Source organism: Thioalkalivibrio sp. AKL19, from assembly GCF_000420165.1.
Taxonomy (GTDB): domain Bacteria; phylum Pseudomonadota; class Gammaproteobacteria; order Ectothiorhodospirales; family Ectothiorhodospiraceae; genus Thioalkalivibrio.
In genome coordinates this window covers 73156-90727 of record NZ_ATUK01000010.1, presented here as the reverse complement: position 1 = coordinate 90727, position 17572 = coordinate 73156, and the positions used below count along the sequence as shown (strand labels likewise).

Annotated in this window: 20 protein-coding genes; 5 read left to right on the top strand and 15 right to left on the bottom strand. The window is 67.4% G+C overall.

From position 1 onward, the window contains the following. Positions 1-140: 140 nt before the first annotated feature. Positions 141-1760: a BCCT family transporter gene (locus F817_RS0102415; protein ID WP_024326152.1), complete on the bottom strand. Its 1620-nt coding sequence runs from the start codon at positions 1758-1760 to the stop codon at positions 141-143. A gap of 140 nt (positions 1761-1900) precedes the next feature. Beyond that, on the bottom strand, positions 1901-2854 hold the full coding sequence (locus F817_RS0102410) for a histone deacetylase family protein (RefSeq protein WP_024326151.1): 954 nt from the start codon (positions 2852-2854) through the stop codon (positions 1901-1903). Positions 2855-2979: 125 nt separating this feature from the next. Here F817_RS0102410 and F817_RS0102405 point away from each other — a divergent pair, with 125 nt between their 5' ends. Further along, positions 2980-3285 carry a hypothetical protein gene (locus tag F817_RS0102405; RefSeq protein ID WP_024326150.1) on the top strand — a complete coding sequence of 102 codons (306 nt, stop codon included), beginning with the start codon at positions 2980-2982 and terminating at the stop codon, positions 3283-3285. A 39-nt stretch (positions 3286-3324) separates the two neighbouring features. Here the strand turns inward: F817_RS0102405 and F817_RS0102400 are convergent, their stop codons facing one another. The 7 genes from F817_RS0102400 to F817_RS0102370 form a co-directional block, all read right to left on the bottom strand. Then, positions 3325-3591, bottom strand: coding sequence for a DksA/TraR family C4-type zinc finger protein (locus F817_RS0102400; protein WP_024326149.1), 267 nt, complete (start codon positions 3589-3591; stop codon positions 3325-3327). A 96-nt stretch (positions 3592-3687) separates the two neighbouring features. Further along, positions 3688-4884 carry a tryptophan synthase subunit beta gene (gene trpB, locus F817_RS0102395; RefSeq protein ID WP_024326148.1) on the bottom strand — a complete coding sequence of 399 codons (1197 nt, stop codon included), beginning with the start codon at positions 4882-4884 and terminating at the stop codon, positions 3688-3690. Positions 4885-5216: 332 nt separating this feature from the next. Further along, complete coding sequence (locus F817_RS0102390) at positions 5217-5834, bottom strand: phosphoribosyltransferase (protein WP_024326147.1); 618 nt, start codon at positions 5832-5834, stop codon at positions 5217-5219. Next, positions 5827-6405: an isochorismatase family protein gene (locus F817_RS0102385; RefSeq protein WP_024326146.1), complete on the bottom strand. Its 579-nt coding sequence runs from the start codon at positions 6403-6405 to the stop codon at positions 5827-5829. Before F817_RS0102385 ends, F817_RS0102390 begins: the two co-directional genes overlap by 8 nt. Beyond that, on the bottom strand, positions 6398-7810 hold the full coding sequence (locus tag F817_RS0102380) for a nicotinate phosphoribosyltransferase (RefSeq protein ID WP_024326145.1): 1413 nt from the start codon (positions 7808-7810) through the stop codon (positions 6398-6400). The genes F817_RS0102385 and F817_RS0102380 overlap by 8 nt, the downstream gene beginning before the upstream one ends. Beyond that, positions 7807-8340 carry a macro domain-containing protein gene (locus tag F817_RS0102375; protein WP_024326144.1) on the bottom strand — a complete coding sequence of 178 codons (534 nt, stop codon included), beginning with the start codon at positions 8338-8340 and terminating at the stop codon, positions 7807-7809. The genes F817_RS0102380 and F817_RS0102375 overlap by 4 nt, the downstream gene beginning before the upstream one ends. Positions 8341-8424: 84 nt before the next feature. Further along, positions 8425-9429: an LLM class flavin-dependent oxidoreductase gene (locus tag F817_RS0102370; RefSeq protein WP_024326143.1), complete on the bottom strand. Its 1005-nt coding sequence runs from the start codon at positions 9427-9429 to the stop codon at positions 8425-8427. Between the two features lie 390 nt (positions 9430-9819). Here F817_RS0102370 and F817_RS0102365 point away from each other — a divergent pair, with 390 nt between their 5' ends. Then, positions 9820-10293, top strand: a complete 474-nt coding sequence (locus F817_RS0102365) for an aminoacyl-tRNA deacylase (protein ID WP_024326142.1) — start codon at positions 9820-9822, stop codon at positions 10291-10293. Positions 10294-10399: 106 nt separating this feature from the next. Next, entirely contained in the window at positions 10400-10837 is a 438-nt protein-coding gene (locus tag F817_RS0102360) for a nucleoside deaminase (protein ID WP_024326141.1), read from the top strand. Positions 10838-10888: 51 nt separating this feature from the next. Here F817_RS0102360 and F817_RS0102355 read toward each other — a convergent pair whose 3' ends face one another. From F817_RS0102355 to sohB, 6 genes are all read right to left on the bottom strand, one after another. Then, positions 10889-11962 (bottom strand): succinylglutamate desuccinylase/aspartoacylase family protein, encoded by a 1074-nt coding sequence (locus F817_RS0102355; RefSeq protein WP_024326140.1) that lies wholly within the window; start codon positions 11960-11962, stop codon positions 10889-10891. Positions 11963-12002: 40 nt separating this feature from the next. Further along, positions 12003-12908: a 30S ribosomal protein S6--L-glutamate ligase gene (rimK, locus tag F817_RS0102350; RefSeq protein WP_024326139.1), complete on the bottom strand. Its 906-nt coding sequence runs from the start codon at positions 12906-12908 to the stop codon at positions 12003-12005. Then, positions 12905-13408, bottom strand: a complete 504-nt coding sequence (locus F817_RS0102345; protein ID WP_024326138.1) for an ATP-dependent zinc protease — start codon at positions 13406-13408, stop codon at positions 12905-12907. Before F817_RS0102345 ends, rimK begins: the two co-directional genes overlap by 4 nt. Before the next feature lie 279 nt (positions 13409-13687). Further along, positions 13688-14152, bottom strand: coding sequence for a DUF302 domain-containing protein (locus F817_RS0102340; protein ID WP_024326137.1), 465 nt, complete (start codon positions 14150-14152; stop codon positions 13688-13690). A 267-nt stretch (positions 14153-14419) separates the two neighbouring features. Further along, entirely contained in the window at positions 14420-14923 is a 504-nt protein-coding gene (locus F817_RS0102335; protein WP_024326136.1) for a DsrE family protein, read from the bottom strand. A gap of 76 nt (positions 14924-14999) precedes the next feature. Continuing rightward, complete coding sequence (sohB, locus tag F817_RS0102330) at positions 15000-16100, bottom strand: protease SohB (protein ID WP_024326135.1); 1101 nt, start codon at positions 16098-16100, stop codon at positions 15000-15002. A 53-nt stretch (positions 16101-16153) separates the two neighbouring features. Here sohB and F817_RS0102325 point away from each other — a divergent pair, with 53 nt between their 5' ends. After that, positions 16154-16558, top strand: coding sequence for a hypothetical protein (locus F817_RS0102325; protein WP_024326134.1), 405 nt, complete (start codon positions 16154-16156; stop codon positions 16556-16558). A gap of 103 nt (positions 16559-16661) precedes the next feature. Further along, a complete protein-coding gene (locus tag F817_RS0102320) occupies positions 16662-17552 on the top strand; it encodes a LysR family transcriptional regulator (RefSeq protein ID WP_255346987.1) in 891 nt (296 codons plus the stop codon). The last annotated feature ends 20 nt before the right edge of the window (positions 17553-17572 follow it).

Below are 17572 nucleotides of genomic sequence, written 5' to 3'. Positions count from 1 at the left end.
CATCCGCGAGAGGATGCCCGATTCCGGGGGTGGTTGTCCCCAACGGAACGACCCCCGCGGCGCCGAGACCGGCGGGCGCGGGGGCCGGGTGGGGAGGCTGGATGGCCTGTGGTGGCCATCCAGGCGGGGGGGGGGCGGCGTCAGGTCTTGGCTTCCTCGATGCGGATGAGGGCCAGTTCGTGGAACAGCCCCTTCATCAGGCTGACACACATCAGCAGCAGCACGATGACGAATGGCAGGCCGGTACTCACGGCCCCCGCTTGCAACGCGTTGAGGGCCGCCGCGCCGCCAACCGCCAGCAGGACCCCCGCGACCACGCCCTCGGTGGTGGCCCAGAACAGGCGCTGGGATTGCGGGGCGTCGGTCTTGCCGCCCGAGGTGATGGAGTCGATCACCAGGGAGCCCGAGTCCGAGGAGGTGATGAAGAACACCAGGACCAGGGCGATGGCCAGGAACGAGGTGATGGCGGTGAACGGCAGGTGCTCCAGCATCTGGAACAGCGCCAGGGAGGAGTCGGAGATGCCGTCCGCCAGGGCGCCAATGCCGTCGCGTGCCTGGCCCAGGCCGGAGCCGCCGAAGGCGCTCATCCAGATCACGGTGACCAGGGTCGGTACCAGCAGCACCGCGGTGACGAACTGGCGTACCGTGCGGCCGCGGGACACGCGGGCGATGAACATGCCGACAAACGGCGACCAGGAGATCCACCAGGCCCAGAAGAAGATGGTCCAGGCGTGGTAGAAGGTCTCGTCCTCGCGCCCGACCGGGTTGCTGAGCGGGATGAAGTACTGCACATACCCCGTGACCGTGGTGCCGATGTTGGAGAGGAATGCGAGGACGCCCCCGGCCACCATCACAAACAGCAACAGCAGTGCGGCGAACACCAGGTTGATGTTGCTGAGCACCTTCACCCCGCCGTGGATGCCGCGCATGATCGACAGCAGAGCGATGATGGTCACGCCGATGATGATGGCGACCTGGGTGTTCAGGCCGGAATCGATGCCGAACAGGAACTCCATGCCCGAGGCGGCCTGCTGCGCGCCGAGGCCCAGCGAGGTGGCCAGGCCGAACATGGTGGCGAGCACGGCGAGGGTGTCGATCACGTGGCCGATCGGGCCCCAGACGCGCTCACCGAGGAGGGGATAGAACGCCGAACGGATGGTCAGCGGCAGGCCCTTGTTGTAGGCAAAGAACGCGAGCGCCAGGCCGACGACCGCGTAGATTGCCCAGGGATGCAGGCCCCAGTGATACATGGTGGCGCCCAGCGCGGCCTGTCGGGATTCCTCGGTCCCGCCTTCGATGCCCAGTGGCGTTCCGAACCATTCGGTGAAGTAGCCCACCGGCTCGGCCACGCTCCAGAACATCAGGCCGATGCCCATGCCGGCGGCGAACAGCATGGAGAACCAGGAAATGACCGAGAATTCCGGCTTGGCGTCCTGGCCGCCGATGCGGATGCGTCCGATGGGCAGGAGGATCAGGGCCAGGCAGAACAGCACGAAGATGTTGCCGGCCGACAGGAACAGCCAGTCAAAGGTGCGGCCGATCCACTGACGTGTGTTGTCGAGGTGCTCGTTCGCCTGTTCCGGAAAGACCAGGGACAGGAGGACGAATACAACAATCAGCAGGGCGCTGACCACGAAGACCGGGTTGTGCAGATCCAGCCCCAGCGGGTTGATGTTCTGCTCGCCAATCTCGTGGTCGGTGTCGTATTCGGCTTCCAGTTCCTTTTTCTGTTCCTCGAGGTCTTGTGGATTCTCGCTCACCGTCGCCTCCTTGTGTCTTGTTCTTGTCGGTTGCCGTGGCCGAGGGGGCCGGTTTGGCAACCCCATCGAGTAAAGACGTGCAACAAGCAAAATGCAAAAGCGATGGCGCGAACCTCGTTTTGTCGCTGCGAGATACGGGATCAGGGCCTGCCGGACGTCTGACGCTCAGGCGCACAGCAAAGGACGCGGACATGGGCGGCCGCGCTGAGCCCGAGGGCGGGCAGGTCGTAGCCGCCTTCCAGCATCGAGACCAGTCGTCCGCCGGCGTGGCGTGACGCAACCGCGGCAAGCGCCCGCGTGACCCAGGCAAAGTCGTCCTCGTCGAGATTCAGGCTTGCCAGGGGATCGTCCCGGTGGGCGTCGAAACCGGCCGATACCAGCACCAGTTCGGGCATGAAACGGTCCATCGCCGGTATCCAGTCGCGTTCAAGTGCCGCGCGAAAGCCGGCTCCGGCGGTCCTGGCGGCCAGAGGCGTGTGTATCAGATGATCCCGTTCGGCGTGGGGCGTGTCGGGATAGTACGGATGCTGGAAGCTGGAGCAGTACAGCACCCGTGGATCATCGCGAAAGATATCCTCGGTACCGTTGCCGTGGTGAACGTCGAAATCGGCGATGGCGACGCGTGAGAGCGCGTAGTGTTCCAGTGCGTGGGCGGCGGCCACCGCCACGTTGTTGAACAGGCAGAACCCCATGGCGCGGGCGCGTTCGGCATGGTGCCCGGGCGGCCGAACGGCGCAGAAGGCGTTGTCCGCATCCCCCTCCATGACGGCCCGCACGCCCTCGATGCCGGCACCGGCCGCGCGCAGGGCCGCCTGCAGCGTGTGCTCGCCCATGATGGTGTCCGGGTCGAGTAGGGCCTGGTGCCCGGAAGCGGGGGTACTCGCACGGATGTGCGCCACATGCGCCGCCGTGTGGACCCGCTGGAGTTGTGCATCGGTGGCTGGCGGGGCGTCCAGCAGACAAAGGCCTTCCAGCAGGCCCTCGTCGAGCAGCGCGTTGCGAACGGCGTGCAGGCGCCCCGGCCGCTCGGGGTGATGCCGCCCTGGATCATGCAGCAGGCAATCGGGATGCGAGATGTAGGCCGTGTAAGGCATGGACGTGTCTCCGCCGGGTGCCTCCCACGAGTATAGGGGTGTGCGGGTCACGGACACGGTGGTCCTGTGGCGACGGGACCGCTACCGTAGTATCCACATGAATCGCGCCGGCAGAGGGGAACCGAATGAAGGCCTTGTTGATTGATCCCGAGCAGCAGACGATCGAAGAGGTGGACGTGGGAGGGCGCGAGGACATCGCGCGGCTGATCGGGTACGAAACGCTTGAATCGGACGAGATCGGGCCGCATGGCGATCGCCTGTTCTTCGACGAGGAGTGCTTTCTGCGCGGGACCACCGGGCGCTTTCAGATCGACAGCGTGATTCCGGTGTCCGGCAAGGGGCTGGTGGTCGGGAGTGCCGACGACGGCGCCAGCCTGAAGGATGTGGCCTCCGACCCGGCCTCCCTGCGGACGCGGATGAAGTATCTGTAGGGCAACCGGGATCCGTGTTGCCTGCCCGGGAGCGTCTCCCTAGCGTAGCTGGCTGTCCTTGGAGGCGCGCCGGTTGTAAGGGCTCGTGGCCTGCTGTTCGGCGTCCAGAGCCTCCTGGCAGGCCACGCACAGGCGCACACCCGGAAGGGCCCGGCGTCGACCTTCCGGAATCGGCGCGCCGCAATCCTCGCACTCCGACAGGCTCTCGCCTTCGGGAATCTGGCTGCGCACGCGCTGCAGGGCATCTTCCACCGTGTGGTCGATCTGCTCCTGCTCCGCGCCATCCTTCGCCCATCCGCCTGCCATTGCGTGCCTCGCGTCGGGGATCAATGTCTATCTGACCGCTGGAACCGGCCGTGAAGTTCCACCGGACGCGCGACTCGCTGCCGTTTGCGGGCGGGATCAGCCGTGCCCGAACTCGCGGGCGACGTAGTCGATGTCCTTGTCGCCGCGGCCGGAGAGGTTGGCCAGGATCGTCGTGCCCGGATTTTCCCGGCCGTGCTTCATGGCCCAGGCGACGGCATGGGCGCTTTCCAGCGCCGGGATGATGCCCTCGGTGCGCGAGAGCTGGTAGAAGGCATCCAGGGTCTCGTCGTCGTTGATGGCGTGGTAGGCGACGCGCTCGGTGGTCTTGAGGTAGGAGTGCTCCGGGCCGACGCCGGGATAGTCCAGGCCGGAGGCGATGGAGTGGACCGGGGCCGGATTGCCTTCCTCGTCGGCCAGTAGCATGCACTTGAATCCGTGGATCATGCCCGGCTTGCCGTAGGTCATGGTGGCGGAGTGCTCGCCCAGCTTGGTGCCGCGCCCCAGCGGTTCCACGCCGTTCAATTGCACCTGGTCGTCCTCGATGAAGCCGGCGAACATGCCCATGGCGTTGGAACCGCCGCCGACGCAGGCGACCACGTGGTCGGGCAGCTCGCCACCGCTCATCTCCAGGTACTGCTCGCGCGCCTCGATGCCCACCACCGACTGGAAGTTGCGCACCATCAGCGGAAACGGGTGCGGCCCGACCACGGAACCGATCGCGAACAGGGCCTCGTCCGCCTGCGACAGGTACGACTGGAAGGCGGAATCCACGGCCTCCTTCAGCGAGCGGCCGCCGAAGGAGACCGGTACCACCTGCGCGCCCATCAACTTCATCCGGGTCACGTTGGGCGCCTCCTTGGCGATGTCGATCTCGCCCATGTGGATCTCGCACTCCATGCCGAAGTAGGCCGCCGCGGTGGCCAGGGCCACGCCGTGCTGGCCGGCACCGGTCTCGGCGATCAGCTTCTTCTTGCCCATGTGCTTGGCGAGCAGGGCCTCGCCCATGCAGTGGTTCAGCTTGTGCGCGCCGGAATGGTTCAGGTCCTCGCGCTTGAGGAAGATATGCGCGCCCACCGACCGGCTCAGGTTGTGGGCGTAGTACACCGGCGTCGGGCGCCCCTGGTAGTGCTTGCGGATGTAGCGCAGCTCGTTGAGGAAGTCGCCGGAGCGGGCCAGGGTCCGGTAGGCATGGTTGATCTCGGCGAAGTGCGGTTCCAGCTCCGGCGGCAGGAACGCGCCGCCGAATTCACCGAAGTAGCCTTCCGGGTTGGGGAAATCCTTGAGATACGACATGGGCGGTCTCGATGCTGGATGGGTTGCGATCAGGGGCGTCCGGCTGCGCGGGCACCAGGGCGTATGATCCTTCGCGCGGCGCGGGATGCCAAGCCCGGGCGACTGGACCGGCATGCCGGTGGCGTCGGCGGGTGCTGCGGGACGCGCCATGACGCTGGAGCGGCGCCGTCGTCGCGCGGCGCGCAGCGCCGGGGGGGATCGCCGTGGTTGCCCGGCTGTCCGGGGAACGGTGGTAGCTCCACCCGATTCCCGCGGACCCTGCGTGGCCTCGCAACAACGGGGTCGCGGTTGCCTTCACGGTGGGCGGTGGTGCGGCCCCTTGCGGGGTGGGATCAGAAGGCGAGCTGGTTGTAGCGGATGACGCGTTCGAGTTCGGCGCGGTCCAGCGCGAGGCCGTAGTCCTGCTGCAGGCGGGCATGCAGATCGGCGGGGCTTGTCGGGGCCGGGTCCATCTCGCGGGCGAACTGGCCGACATCCTCGATGACGGCCCAGGGGTAGAGGATCCAGCGCCACTCCTGTACGGCCTGACTGCGGAAATCGGCGCGACAGCTTGTGGTGGCCTTTTCGTGCAGCACGGCGGTGCGCACCGCGACCGGCCCGAAACCCTCCAGATGGGGGCGGGCGGCCGCCAGGGTGTCCCCGGAGTCGTTCACGTCGTCCACCAGGAGCACGCGCTCGCCGCGCACGTCTCCGGCGAGCGGGACGGTGACCGCCGCGTGCTGCTTTTCGCGGGCGCCCGAGGTGTAGTGCTCGACCTTGAGGCTCAGCAGTTTGTGCACGTGCAGGAAGTCGCACAGGAAACGGGCCGGCATGAAGCCGCCCCGGGCGATGGCGACGATGCAGTCCGGCCGGAAATCGCTGTCCAGGATCTGGCGTGCAAGGCCGTCGGCGGCACGGACCACCTCCTCAACAGTGATCAGCTGGACCGGCATCCTGTTCGGTTCAGCCATGCGCTGCGGTCTCCACGCCGGCCTCTTTCATTTTAATTCGGGCCTCCGTGCCACCCTCCGGCGAGACCGGGAGCGAGGCATACGGGATCAGGTGCACGGCAAAGCCTTCCTTGCGCGCGTCCAGTGCCGTTGCGGCCACGCAGACGTCCAGGGCGAGCCCACCCAGCCAGATCCGCGCCACGCTCCGGTTGCGCAGTTCCTCCGCCAGGCCGGTCTGGTCGAACGCGGAGTACTGATCGTGATCGAAGCGGACTCCCTTGGTGACCTTGATCGTGCTCGCAGGCAGCTCGAGGTCGGCATGGAACCGGGCCCCGGGAGCGTCCTGCAGACAGTGCGGAGGCCAGGGACCACCCTGTTCCGCGAAGCTCGGGTGTCGGGACGGGTGCCAGTCACGCGAGGCGTACACCGGAATCTCCAGTGCAGTGGCTGCCTCCAGCCAGTGGTTGAGGACCGGGATCACGGTATCGCCGTGGTCGATGGCCAGGGCGCCACCGGGGCAGAAATCGTTCTGCACGTCGACGACCAGCAGGGCGTCCCCGGTTTGCAGGTGATCGCGTGGGTTGTCAGTCATTGGCATTCCCTCCGTGTATCGCTTGGCCCGATGCCGCATATCGGGCCCGGACGGTGCGGGTGACCGCATCCTGGTGTGCCTGTAGCGCCGGGCTGACGGACACCGGGTAGGGCGTGTCTGCGGGCTCGATAGCGCGGATCGAAGGGGGCAGTTGTTCCAGTTGGTGCGCGGTGTGGTTGCGCAGCACGTCCAGATCGCGAGTATGCGCGGGCAGGCGCTGGCCCTCGCGCATCACCGGCTGCAGTAACGGCTCCCCGGGTTGGTTTTCGTCCTGGCGACCGATGATGTCGCCCGCGAACAGGCCGTCTTGATGGCGGCGAAAGATCTGCTTGGCCCCCGGCAGGATGGGCTTGCCACTGGAGAGCTTCAGGCGGCCCTCGCCGGCGTATTCGGCCAGCTTGTAGGCAATGTCCAGGTCCGGCACGTCGGTGGAGATGCCCATGCTGGTGCCGACGCCGAAGGCATCGATCGGCGCCTCCTGTGCCAGCAGGCCGCCAATGGCGTACTCGTCGAGCCCGCCGCTGGCAAAGATCCGGACCTGTTGCAGCCCGGCAGCATCCAGCAGGTCCCGAGCCTGCCGGGCCAGGGCGCCCAGGTCGCCGGAATCCAGGCGCACGGCGTTCACGCGGAAGTCGTCGCCCAGCTCGTGGCCGAGCTGGATGACCCGGCGCACGCCCTCGAGCGTGTCGTAGGTATCGACCAGCAGGACGGTCTCCGGATAGAGCCGGGCAAATGCGGCGAAGGCCTCGGATTCGTCATGGTGCGCCTGGATATAGCTGTGCGCCATGGTGCCGCTCACCGGTATGCCGTACGCCTTGCCTGCCAGGACATTGGAGGTGCTGGTCACCCCGGCGACATGAAAGGCGCGCGCGCCTTTCACCGCCGCATCCAGCCCGTGCATGCGCCGGGCCCCGAAGTCGACCACTTGTCGACCTTCGGCGGCCGTCACCAGCCGGGCGGCCTTGCTGGCCTGGACCGTCTGCAGGTGGATCTGGTTCATCACCAGGGTTTCGATCAGCTGCGCTTCGGGCAGCGGTGCGGTGACCTCCAGGATGGGTTCGTTGGCGAAGACGGGCGTGCCCTCGGGCACGGCGCGGACCGATCCGGTGAAACGAAAGGCCTCCAGCCAGCGCAAGAACCGGTCGGAGAAGCGGTCGAGGCTGGCGAGGTAGTCGAGATCCGAGGGCTCGAAGCACAGGCCCTCCAGTTGTTCCAGGACCGTATCCAGCCCGCAGGCCAGCAGATAGTTACGCCGTTGCGGCAGGCGGCGCACGAACAGGCTGAATACCGCCGGGGCGTGCAGGCCCTCCTCGAAATAGGCCTGGAGCATGGTCAGTTCGTACAGATCGGTGAAGAGCGCCAGGCCATTGCCGTTCGGGGCCGTTGTGCGCCCGGTCCCGGTCATGATGTCAGCTCTTCCAGGATTCGCGCATGGATGTCGCGATCGGCGTCGGTGTGCAGGACAAAGCGGATGTGGCCGACCGCGTCCAGGCGCGGGGTGGCCTCGATGACCGTCTGCAGGGCGATCCGGGCGGCCTCTTCGATGGGGTAGCCGAACGCGCCGGTGGAAAGTGCCGGAAAGGCGATGCTGTAGACCCCGGCTTCTTCCGCCCGGAGCAGGGCGTTGCGGTAGCAGGCGGCCAGCAGCCGGCTGGCCGGCTCGTCATGCCCGTAGACCGGCCCGAGGCAGTGGATCACGAAGCGGTTGGGGAGGTTGTGGGCGTCGGTCAGGACCGCCTGGCCCGGTTCGATCGGGGCCAGGGGCTGGCATTCCCGCTCCAGCCCCGGGCCGGCTGCGCGATGGATGGCTCCCGCCACGCCACCGCCTGGACGCAGCCAGGCGTTGGCGGCGTTGACCACTGCGTCCATGTCGCGCTGTGCGGCGATGTTGCCGGTGGTGCATTCGATGGTGATGTCGTGGACCTTGACCCGCATGTGTTCCCCCGTCCGGGATAATCGTGGCCTTGCCAGCCCCTGCCCCAAGCATAGGGCATGCGTTCCGGGCGGGTGAACCGGTGCTCAGCGCGTCGCTCCGGCGAGCCGGTCGCGTACCGCGGCGGTCAGCTCCAGCGAGCGTCGCCTTGCCGCGTGGTCGAAGGTGGAGGTGGTGATGATCAGCTCGTCGGCGCCGGTCTGTTCGAGAAACCGGCGGATCCCTTTTTCCACCGTGTCCGGCGACCCGATCGCGGAGCAGGCCATGGTCTGCTCGACGATGGCGCGTTCAGCCCGGTCGAGCCGCTCGCGGTAGCCCTCGACGGGGGGCTGGATCGCTTCCGGGCGCCCGCGGCGCAGGCTGACGAAGGCCTGTTCCATGGAGCTGGCCAGGGTCCGGGCCTCCTCGTCGGTGCCAGCGGCGTACACGTTGTAGCCGAGCATGGCGTAGGGGCGGTCCAGCCATGCGGACGGCCGGAACTGGTCACGATACAGCGCCAGTGCATCCATCAGCTGCCCCGGGGCGAAGTGCGAGGCGAACGCGTACGGCAGGCCCATGCGGGCGGCGAGCTGGGCACCGAACAGGCTGGACCCCAGGATCCAGACGGGCACGCGCTGCCCGGCGCCGGGTATGGCCCGGATCACCTGATCCGGCCGCGGATCGTCCAGGTAGCCGAGCAGCTCGGCGACGTCCCGCGGGAACTGCTCGGGGTCGATATCCGGGGCCCGGCGCAGGGCGCGGGCGGTGGTCGGGTCGGTCCCGGGCGCGCGGCCCAGACCGAGGTCGATGCGGCCCGGGTACAGCGCATTCAGGGTGCCGAACTGCTCGGCAACCACCAGTGGGGCGTGGTTCGGCAGCATGATCCCGCCGGCGCCCACCCGAATGTGCTGTGTGGCTGCGGCGACCTGGCCGATCACCACCGCCGTGGCCGCGCTGGCGATGCCCGGCATGTTGTGATGCTCCGCCAGCCAGTAGCGCTGAAAGCCAAGGGACTCGGCGTGCTGCGCGAGGTCCAGGGTGTTGTGCAGCGCCCGGGTGGCGTCCCCGTCGGCGGTGATCGGGGCCAGGTCGAGGACGGAGAAAGCGGTCATGGGTCCGATTGTACCGGTGCGTGGCAGAAACGCAGGCGCCGGCAATCCAGCCGGGGTCTATAGTCAAGGGGAGGTACAGGGAAACCCGGATCAATTAGGCGCCTGCGGTGGTATGCCAGGTTTCCCGGGCCCAGGCGGGATCCGCCGCCGGTAGCGGTTCTACGGCCTGTTTTGACGGATTCGGGACGTAACGCGGGATCGGGAAACCCGGGATACCAAGCCCGAGAGGGCTCGGTCGCCCGTTGTGTGATGAGAGCGGGCGCGCACATGGCGTGGCGGCTTCCTTGTGCCGCGTGACTGCACGGCGCTCAAAGCGCCTGGCTCGCGCGCAAACGCGACTCGAACGCGAGTGCGTACGTTGATCCGTGTTTCCCTGTGGGAGGGCGCGCAATGAGTATTTCCAGGACCCTGAATGACTTCCTCGACGAGCACGCGGTGACCTACCAGCTGGTGCACCACCCGCATTCCGATTCGGCCAGCCGCACGGCCGAGGCGGCCCACGTGCCGGGTGACGCCGTGGCCAAGGCGGTCCTGCTGGTCGAGGAGGACGGGCAGTACCGCCTTGCCATCGTGCCCGCGACCCGCCGCGTGAAGCTGGGCCAGTTGCACCGGCTGCTGGGCGAGCACGTAGGCCTGGCCACCGAGGACGAGGTGGCCCACGTGTTTGCTGACTGCGAGCGGGGTGCGATCCCCGCGCTGGGCCCCGCATTCGGGCTGGAGACCCTGGTGGACGACAGCCTGCTGCAGCAGCGCGACGTGTACTTCGAGGCCGGCGATCACGAATCGCTCGTCCACTTGCGCGAGGCGGACTTCCTGTATCTCCTCGGCCGGCCCCGGCGCGGCGAGTTCAGCGCCCACGTTTGAGTGGCCCCCGAATGCCAGGCGGTCGACCATGCGGGGTCGCCCGGGGAGCGCGGATTCGGCTACTGTCTCCGGCAAACAGGTGAACCGGAGCGAGTGCATGACGACGATGGATCCGTTTCTGGAGATGGCGCTGGACGAGGCGCGCGAGGGTCGGGGCGAGGCCGGTATCCCGATTGGGTCGGTGCTGGTACACCGGGGCGAGGTGCTCGGTCGCGGGCACAACCGGCGGGTGCAACAGGGCAGCGCGATCCTGCATGCGGAAATGGATGCCCTGGAGCGTGCCGGGCGCCAGCCGGCGCAGGTGTATCGCGAATGCACGCTCTACACCACGCTCTCGCCCTGCGCGATGTGTAGCGGCGCGATCGTCCTCTACGGCATTCCGCGAGTGGTGATCGGGGAGAACGAGTCCTTTCGGGGCGAGGAGGAGTGGCTGCGCGGGCACGGCATCCAGGTGGATGTAGTGCAGGATCCGGGCTGTCGCGAACTGATGCGGTCGTTTATCGAGGTGCACCCCGAATTGTGGCAGGAGGATATCGGCCACTGAGGGATGTTTCCGGGCTGCGCGGCCTGTCGCTCGAAGATCCAGGCGATGGGATCAGGGGCTTTCGCGCGGGGGCGGATCGGCGTAGGGGTAGTCGCTGGCCTCGAGGTTTTCCTGGAAGCTCTCGAGCCGTTCCACGGCCAGATCGGTGCGGTTGAACTGGGCGATGTGGAACAGGGCGTCGCCCTCGTTGATCAGCGGCAGGTTGAGTTCGCCAATGATGATGCCGGACGCGGGGGCCAGGATCTCGGTCTCCGTCTCGCCGAAGGGGTCGGAGACGATCGCGAGCCGGGTCTGGTCGCGGAGAACCCGGTCGCCCTGGCGCACGAAGGTCCGCAGGATGCCGCTTTGCGGCGCCCGTACCCAGCCGCTGGTGCGCGCCATGATGGGCTCCTTGCGCGGTCGCCGGCGCACGGCGGGCAGCATCTCCAGGTGGCGCATCACCTCGATGATGCCGTGTACCCCGCCGCGGATGGAGAGTTCGTCGAAGCGCAGGGCCTCGCCGGCCTCGTAGAGCAGGATCGGGATCTGGCGTTCCGCGGCGGCCTCGCGCAGGGAGCCGTCGCGCAGGGCGGAGTTGAGGATGACCGGAGCCCCGAAGGCGCGCGCCAGGTCGAGAGTTTCGCCGTGATCGAGGTTGGCGCGGATCTGCGGCAGGTTGGAGCGGTGGATGGCGCCGGTATGCAGGTCGACGCCATGGGTGCTGCGCTGGACGATCTCGCGCATGAACAGCCGCGCGACCCGGGCGCCCAGCGAGCCCTTCTGCGATCCCGGAAAGCAGCGGTTCAGGTCGCGCCGGTCGGGCAGGTAGCGGCTCTGGTTGATGAAGCCGTGCATGTTGACCACGGGCACGGCGAGCAGGGTGCCCTTCATGCGCCGTAGCGCCGGCACCTTGAGTAGGCGGCGGATGATCTCGACGCCGTTGATCTCGTCGCCGTGGATGGCGGCACTGACGAACAGGACCGGCCCCTTGCGCCGGCCGCACAGTACCTGAACCGGCATATTGGTGGGGGTGTGGGTGTACAGCGCCCCCAGTTCCAGCTCCACCGTGCGGCGTTCGCCGGGACGGACCGTGGTGCCGCCGATCGTGATCGGCTTGTTGCGCAGCGCGCGCGGTATGCCGGGCACTAGTAGCCCCTGCGGTGAATAATGTAACGCTCAGAGCCCACTAGCCGCGTCCTTTGGTCTTGGTCCGGTTGGGCTTGCCGTTCTTCTCGATGAACTCAATGATCATGCCCGCGACGTCCTTGCCCGAGGCGTTCTCGATGCCCTCCAGGCCGGGCGAGGAGTTGACCTCCATGACCACCGCACCGTGATTGGAGCGCAGCAGGTCCACGCCACAGACGTTCAGGCCCATGACCTTGGCCGCGCGCACGGCGGTGGCGCGCTCCTCCGGGGTGATGCGGCACAGCGTGGCGCTGCCCCCGCGGTGCAGGTTGGAGCGAAACTCACCTTCCTTCGCCTGGCGCTTCATCGCGGCGACGACCTTGTCGCCGATCACGAAGCAGCGGATGTCCGAGCCCTTGGCCTCCTTGATGTATTCCTGCACCAGGATGTGCTGTTTCAGGCCCATGAAGGCCTGGATCACGCTCTCGGCCGCCTGCTTGGTCTCCGCCAGGACGACGCCGAGTCCCTGCGTGCCCTCCAGCAGCTTGATCACGCAGGGCGCGCCACCCACCGTGGCCAGCAGGTCGTCGATGTCGTCCGGCGAGTGGGCAAAACCGGTGACCGGCAGCCCGATGCCCCGGCGCGACAGCAGCTGCAGGCTGCGCAGCTTGTCGCGCGAGCGGGAAATGCCGACCGATTCGTTCAGCGGATAGACGTTCATCATCTCGAACTGGCGCAGCACCGCCGTGCCATAGAACGTGATCGATGCCCCGATGCGCGGGATGACCGCGTTGAACTGGTCGAGGATGTCACCCTTGTAGTGGATCTGCGGGCTGTGGGCGGTGATGTTCATGTAGCAGCGCAGCGGATCGACCACGCGTACCTCGTGGCCGCGCTGGTCCGCGGCCTCGACCAGGCGCCGGGTGGAGTATAGCTTGCTGTTTCGCGAGAGGATGCCGAGTTTCATTCAGGCGCCTGCTGGGCTGTTGGGTTGGGCGCACGGTGGCTGGCGACGAACGAGGCCTGCGGGTCGACCAGGAAGCGACCCCGCATGGCCTCGCGGCCGAGCAGCATGCGGAAGAGCATGGTATCGCGGCTGGTCAGGGAAAGTTCAACGGGCAGCATGATCGATCCGAGTTGTACCCGGGTGGCGATGAAGTAGCGCTCGGCGGTGTGCCCGCCCGAGTCGGTCACGCTGCGGATGTCCAGTACCGGCGCTTCGCACCAGACCTCGGTCTCGGCATCGTGCTGGTGCGGGTGGATACCGAAGCGCACCCACTCGCGACCGCCGCGGGTAAACGGATCGATCCGGAAGGTGTGCAGGGCGGAACTGCGCGCGCCGGTGTCGACCTTGCACTTGATCGCGGAGATGCCGAGATCGGGGAGTCCGACCCATTCGCGCCAGCCCAGGACGGACCGATGGTCGGCGGTGGCTGCGGTGAGGCTGGAAGGGGACGGGCGATCCACGTCGGCTCCCGGTGCGGGTGGAAGCCTCACTATAGGGAAACACTCATTAATGTACACGCTCGCCTTGGCACCCCAGGTTTTCCGAGACAAGGCGCCTCTGGCAGCGGGCAGTGGTTCTTCCCGCCCGTTTTTGATGTCTTCGGGGCGCCACACAGAATCGGGGACCCTGGGGTGCCAACGCGAGTGTGTACATTAATCAATAATCAATGTTTACCTAGCGAATCGCCCGCCCGGGGCGAGCGGCAAGGGCGCCGGGACCCGGGGTTCCCGGCGAAAGGCTCAGTCCTCGGCGATGGCCGCGTTGGTCAGGTTGTCCAACGCGTTGCTCATGGTGTCGAGGATGTCGTCGCGATCCTCGATCCCGTGCCGCTTGGCCATCCATTCCGGGTCGTTGTAGGCCAGCCAGGTCTGGCCGTCCGCGTCGGTCCAGGCCAGGGCCTTCATCGGGAGATCGATTCCGGCGGTCTGCTGGCTGGTGAACATGTGGCTGCCCAGCGCCGGATTGCCAAACAACAGCAACTCGGTGGGACCAAGATCGATATCCACGTCCGCCGCCTTTGCGGCGTGGTCCCAGCGCAGGGCGACACCGACATCGTTGGCCTCGAGCGCGTTCTCCAGCCGGTCCAGGGTCTCGGAGGCCGAATGCGGGCTGGCCTTGGCGATCATGCCGGGCACGTCGGCGGCCAGCGCCGGGGTCGCGGTCAGGGCCAGGGGTAGCAGGGCAGTGAGTAGTGTCTTATTCATGACGGTGTCCTTGTCTCGAGTGGATTGACGTGGCCGGGGAACGGATCGGCATCGCCGATCCCGAGGCGCCTGGATCACGAACGGCGTGCCCATGCCGCGGAAGGTAGGCGATGGATGCAGAACTTGCAGGGCTCGCGAACGTCGACCCTCCGCCCGGACAGTGGGACCAGCATGCGGGGATGGGCGGACGCCGGCCATGTCCGAGATGCGGAGAGACATGTTCCGGCGTCCGGCGGTGCGGAAGGATGGCAGGCGCAGGGGCCGGCCTTACTGCATCAGGAGGTAACCCTCGTGCTGGAGTTCGATGATCTCGGCATCCGCCATGGGCACGACGTTCACGAAACCGTGGATGTCGTCCAGCTCGATGCCGCGCAGGCGGGCCGAGGCCTCGCACATGCGGAATTCGATGTTGCCGGCCTGGGTCAGCGAGCGCGCCCGGCGCATCAGCTCTTCGTGCTCGTCGAATTCGTCGCGGGTGAAATACGGCACCTCGGCCCCGTGCAGCACCATGACGATATGTGATTCGAACGGGTCGGCCTCGTAGACGTTGTTCAGCATGCTTACGCGATCCAGCACCATTTCCAGCTCGCGCGGGCTGCTGGTGTAGACGTCATAGACCACCTTGCGGGGCTCGTATTGCCGGTCCATCTTCTCGGCCGAGCCCCACGGCATCGTGTCGTCCGCCCCGGCGAGCAGGGGTGCGGCCAGCAGGCTGGCGGTGGCCAGCAGGATCAGCAGCAGTCGGGTTAGCGAGTGATTGTTCCGGTTCATCGGGGACTCCTCGTTGCATGGGTTTGTGAAAGGTTGACGTTTTCCCGTGCCGAAGCGTTCCTTCTGGCCGCGGTTTCTACATCCGGCTCTCGGGTCCCTGACTGCGCAGGACGCGTTCGAGGATGGACTCCATGGCGAAGGTGATGCGCCGGCCCAGGGTCTGCGGGCGGTGATAGGTCAGTTCGAAGACGTCCGCCTCGCGGGTCAACTCCAGCAGCAGGTCGTCGCTGGTGCGGAGTTCGTCGGCCAGCCCCATCTCGCGTGCCTGTTCGCCGTACCAGTGTTCGCCGGTGGCAACCAGGTCCAGGTCCAGTTGCGGGCGGTAGCGGGCGAGAAAGGTCTTGAACAGCTCGTGGGCCTCTTCCAGCTGTTCGCGGAATTTCTTGCGGCCCTCGTCGGTGTTCTCGCCCAGCATGGTCAGGGTGCGCTTGTATTCGCCAGCGGTCAGCAGCTCGACGTCGATGTCGTTGCGCGACAACCAGCGGTGAAAGTTGGGGATCTGCGCGACCACGCCGATGGAGCCGAGCACCGCGAACGGAGCCGCCACGATGCGGTGCCCGACCGCCGCCATCATGTAGCCGCCGCTGGCGGCGACACGATCCACCGCCACGGTCAGGTCCAGTCCGCCCTCGCGCAGACGTGCCAGCTGGGCGGCCGCGAGCCCGTAGGAGGGCACCAGCCCGCCCGGGCTCTCCAGACAGATGATGGCGCGGTCCTGCTCCGGGCGCGCCATGGTGAGGATGGCGGTGACCTCCTCGCGCAGACTCTCGACGCTGGACGCGCGGATGTCGCCGTCGAAGCGCAGGACGTACACGCGCGGGCGCTCGGCGGTGGTGCCGTCGTCAGATTGCGCCTCGTCCGGGCCGCCGGTCGCTCCGACCCCGGACGTGGCGCCCTGGGGGGTCTCCGTGCCCGGGGCGGCGTTCGCGCGTCCCAGCTTGCGCGCGGTCCAGTTCCGCAGGCGCTCGATGCGGCCGCGGCGGCGTTCGACCGCGCGCCGCACGGTCTTTTCCATGCGTTCGAAGCGATCGTTCAGGCGCTTGACGTTCAGGCGGTCCGGCCGGCGCTCGCGCGAGCGGGCGACCAGGCCGCCGATTGCACTCAACACGATGAGCGCCGCGATGACGGCCGTGGCGGCCTTGGCGAGGAAGAGTCCGTATTCCTGAAGAAATTCCATTTCGTGTCCCGGTTGGATGGGGTGCTCGAAGTCGGTGCGTGCATAATGCCAGCATGGATACCGATACAGTTGAAGACCCCCGTAGTGCGGGACGGTTTCACGGGCGCGAAGGTTCCGCTGCCGGTCCGGTGCCGGAGCCGATTATCCACGCCGGCTATGCGACCCTGAGCCTGCGCCAGGTCGATGAGTGGAACGGGGTGCCCAAGGGCACGGCCTTTCGTCTGTTCAAGGCGCGCAAGGATCAGTTGCGCGAGGGGGTGGATTTCTTCTACATCCCCGAAGGCCGCGATCCCGAACTGACCGAGACCCTGCGCCTGGACGGCCGGATCTATCCCTCCACGGTGCACCTGGTTCTGCTGACCGGTGCGGCCTATGCCTCCCTGCGCGAGGAGTGGCACGCCCGCGCCCACAATCCGGGTTGTGGATGCCCGGACGAGCACCAGGGAAACACTGATTAATGTACACGTTCGCGTGGGTGCTCCCTGTTTTCCTGGACCGGGCGCGAACGTGCACATCAATCGGCGTTTCCCTATCGGGGCGCGAGCGCGGGCGGGCCGACTGATGCGTGTCACCCTGGAACAATGGCGGATGCTGCAGGCGGTGGTGGAGGCGGGCGGCTTTGCGCGCGCCGCGGAACGGGTGCACAAGAGCCCGTCGAGCATCAACCACGCGGTGCAGAAACTGGAAGAGCAGCTGGGCGTGGACGTATTCCAGGTGCAGGGGCGCAAGGCCGTGCTTACGCCCGCTGGCGAGGCGCTGCTGCGCCGGGCCGGGCACTTGCTGGAAGAGGCGGCGGAGATCGAGACCCTGGCCGAGGCACTGGCGGCGGGAGTGGAGTCCGAGATCCGGCTGGCGGTCGACCAGCTCCTCCCCCGCGAACCGGTGATCGGGGCCCTGGAGGCCTTCTCGCGGGCCTACCCGGCCACCCGGATTCAGCTGTACGAGGTGGTGCTGAGCGGGGGGCCCGACATGTTGCGGGATGCGGCCGTGGATATCCTGCTGGGGCCGGAACTGCCCTCCGGCTATCTCGGGAGCTGCCTCGGCGAGTTGTCCATGGTCTGTGTCGCGCATCCGTCGCATCCCCTGGCGCAGGCGGGCAAGGCGCTGACCCGGCGCGACCTGCAGGCGCATCGCCAGGTCGTGGTGCGCGATTCGGGTGACCAGGGTTCCGGCGAGGGCGGCTGGCTGGAGGCCGACCAGCGCTGGACGGTCTCGCACATGGGTACGGCCTGCGAGATCCTGCGCTCGGGCATCGGCTTCGCCTGGGTGCCGGAGGATCGCATTGCCGGGGACCTTGCCGCCGCGCGCCTGGTCGAACTGAATCTCGAGGCCGGGGCACGCCACATGGTGCCATTCCATATCGCCCATGCCGATCGCGACCGCGCGGGCGTGGCCAGCCAGTCCCTGATGGAAGAACTGGAGCGGGCTTTTCGCGCCGATCCCGCTTCCTGACAGGAAGTCCCGGGTAGGAG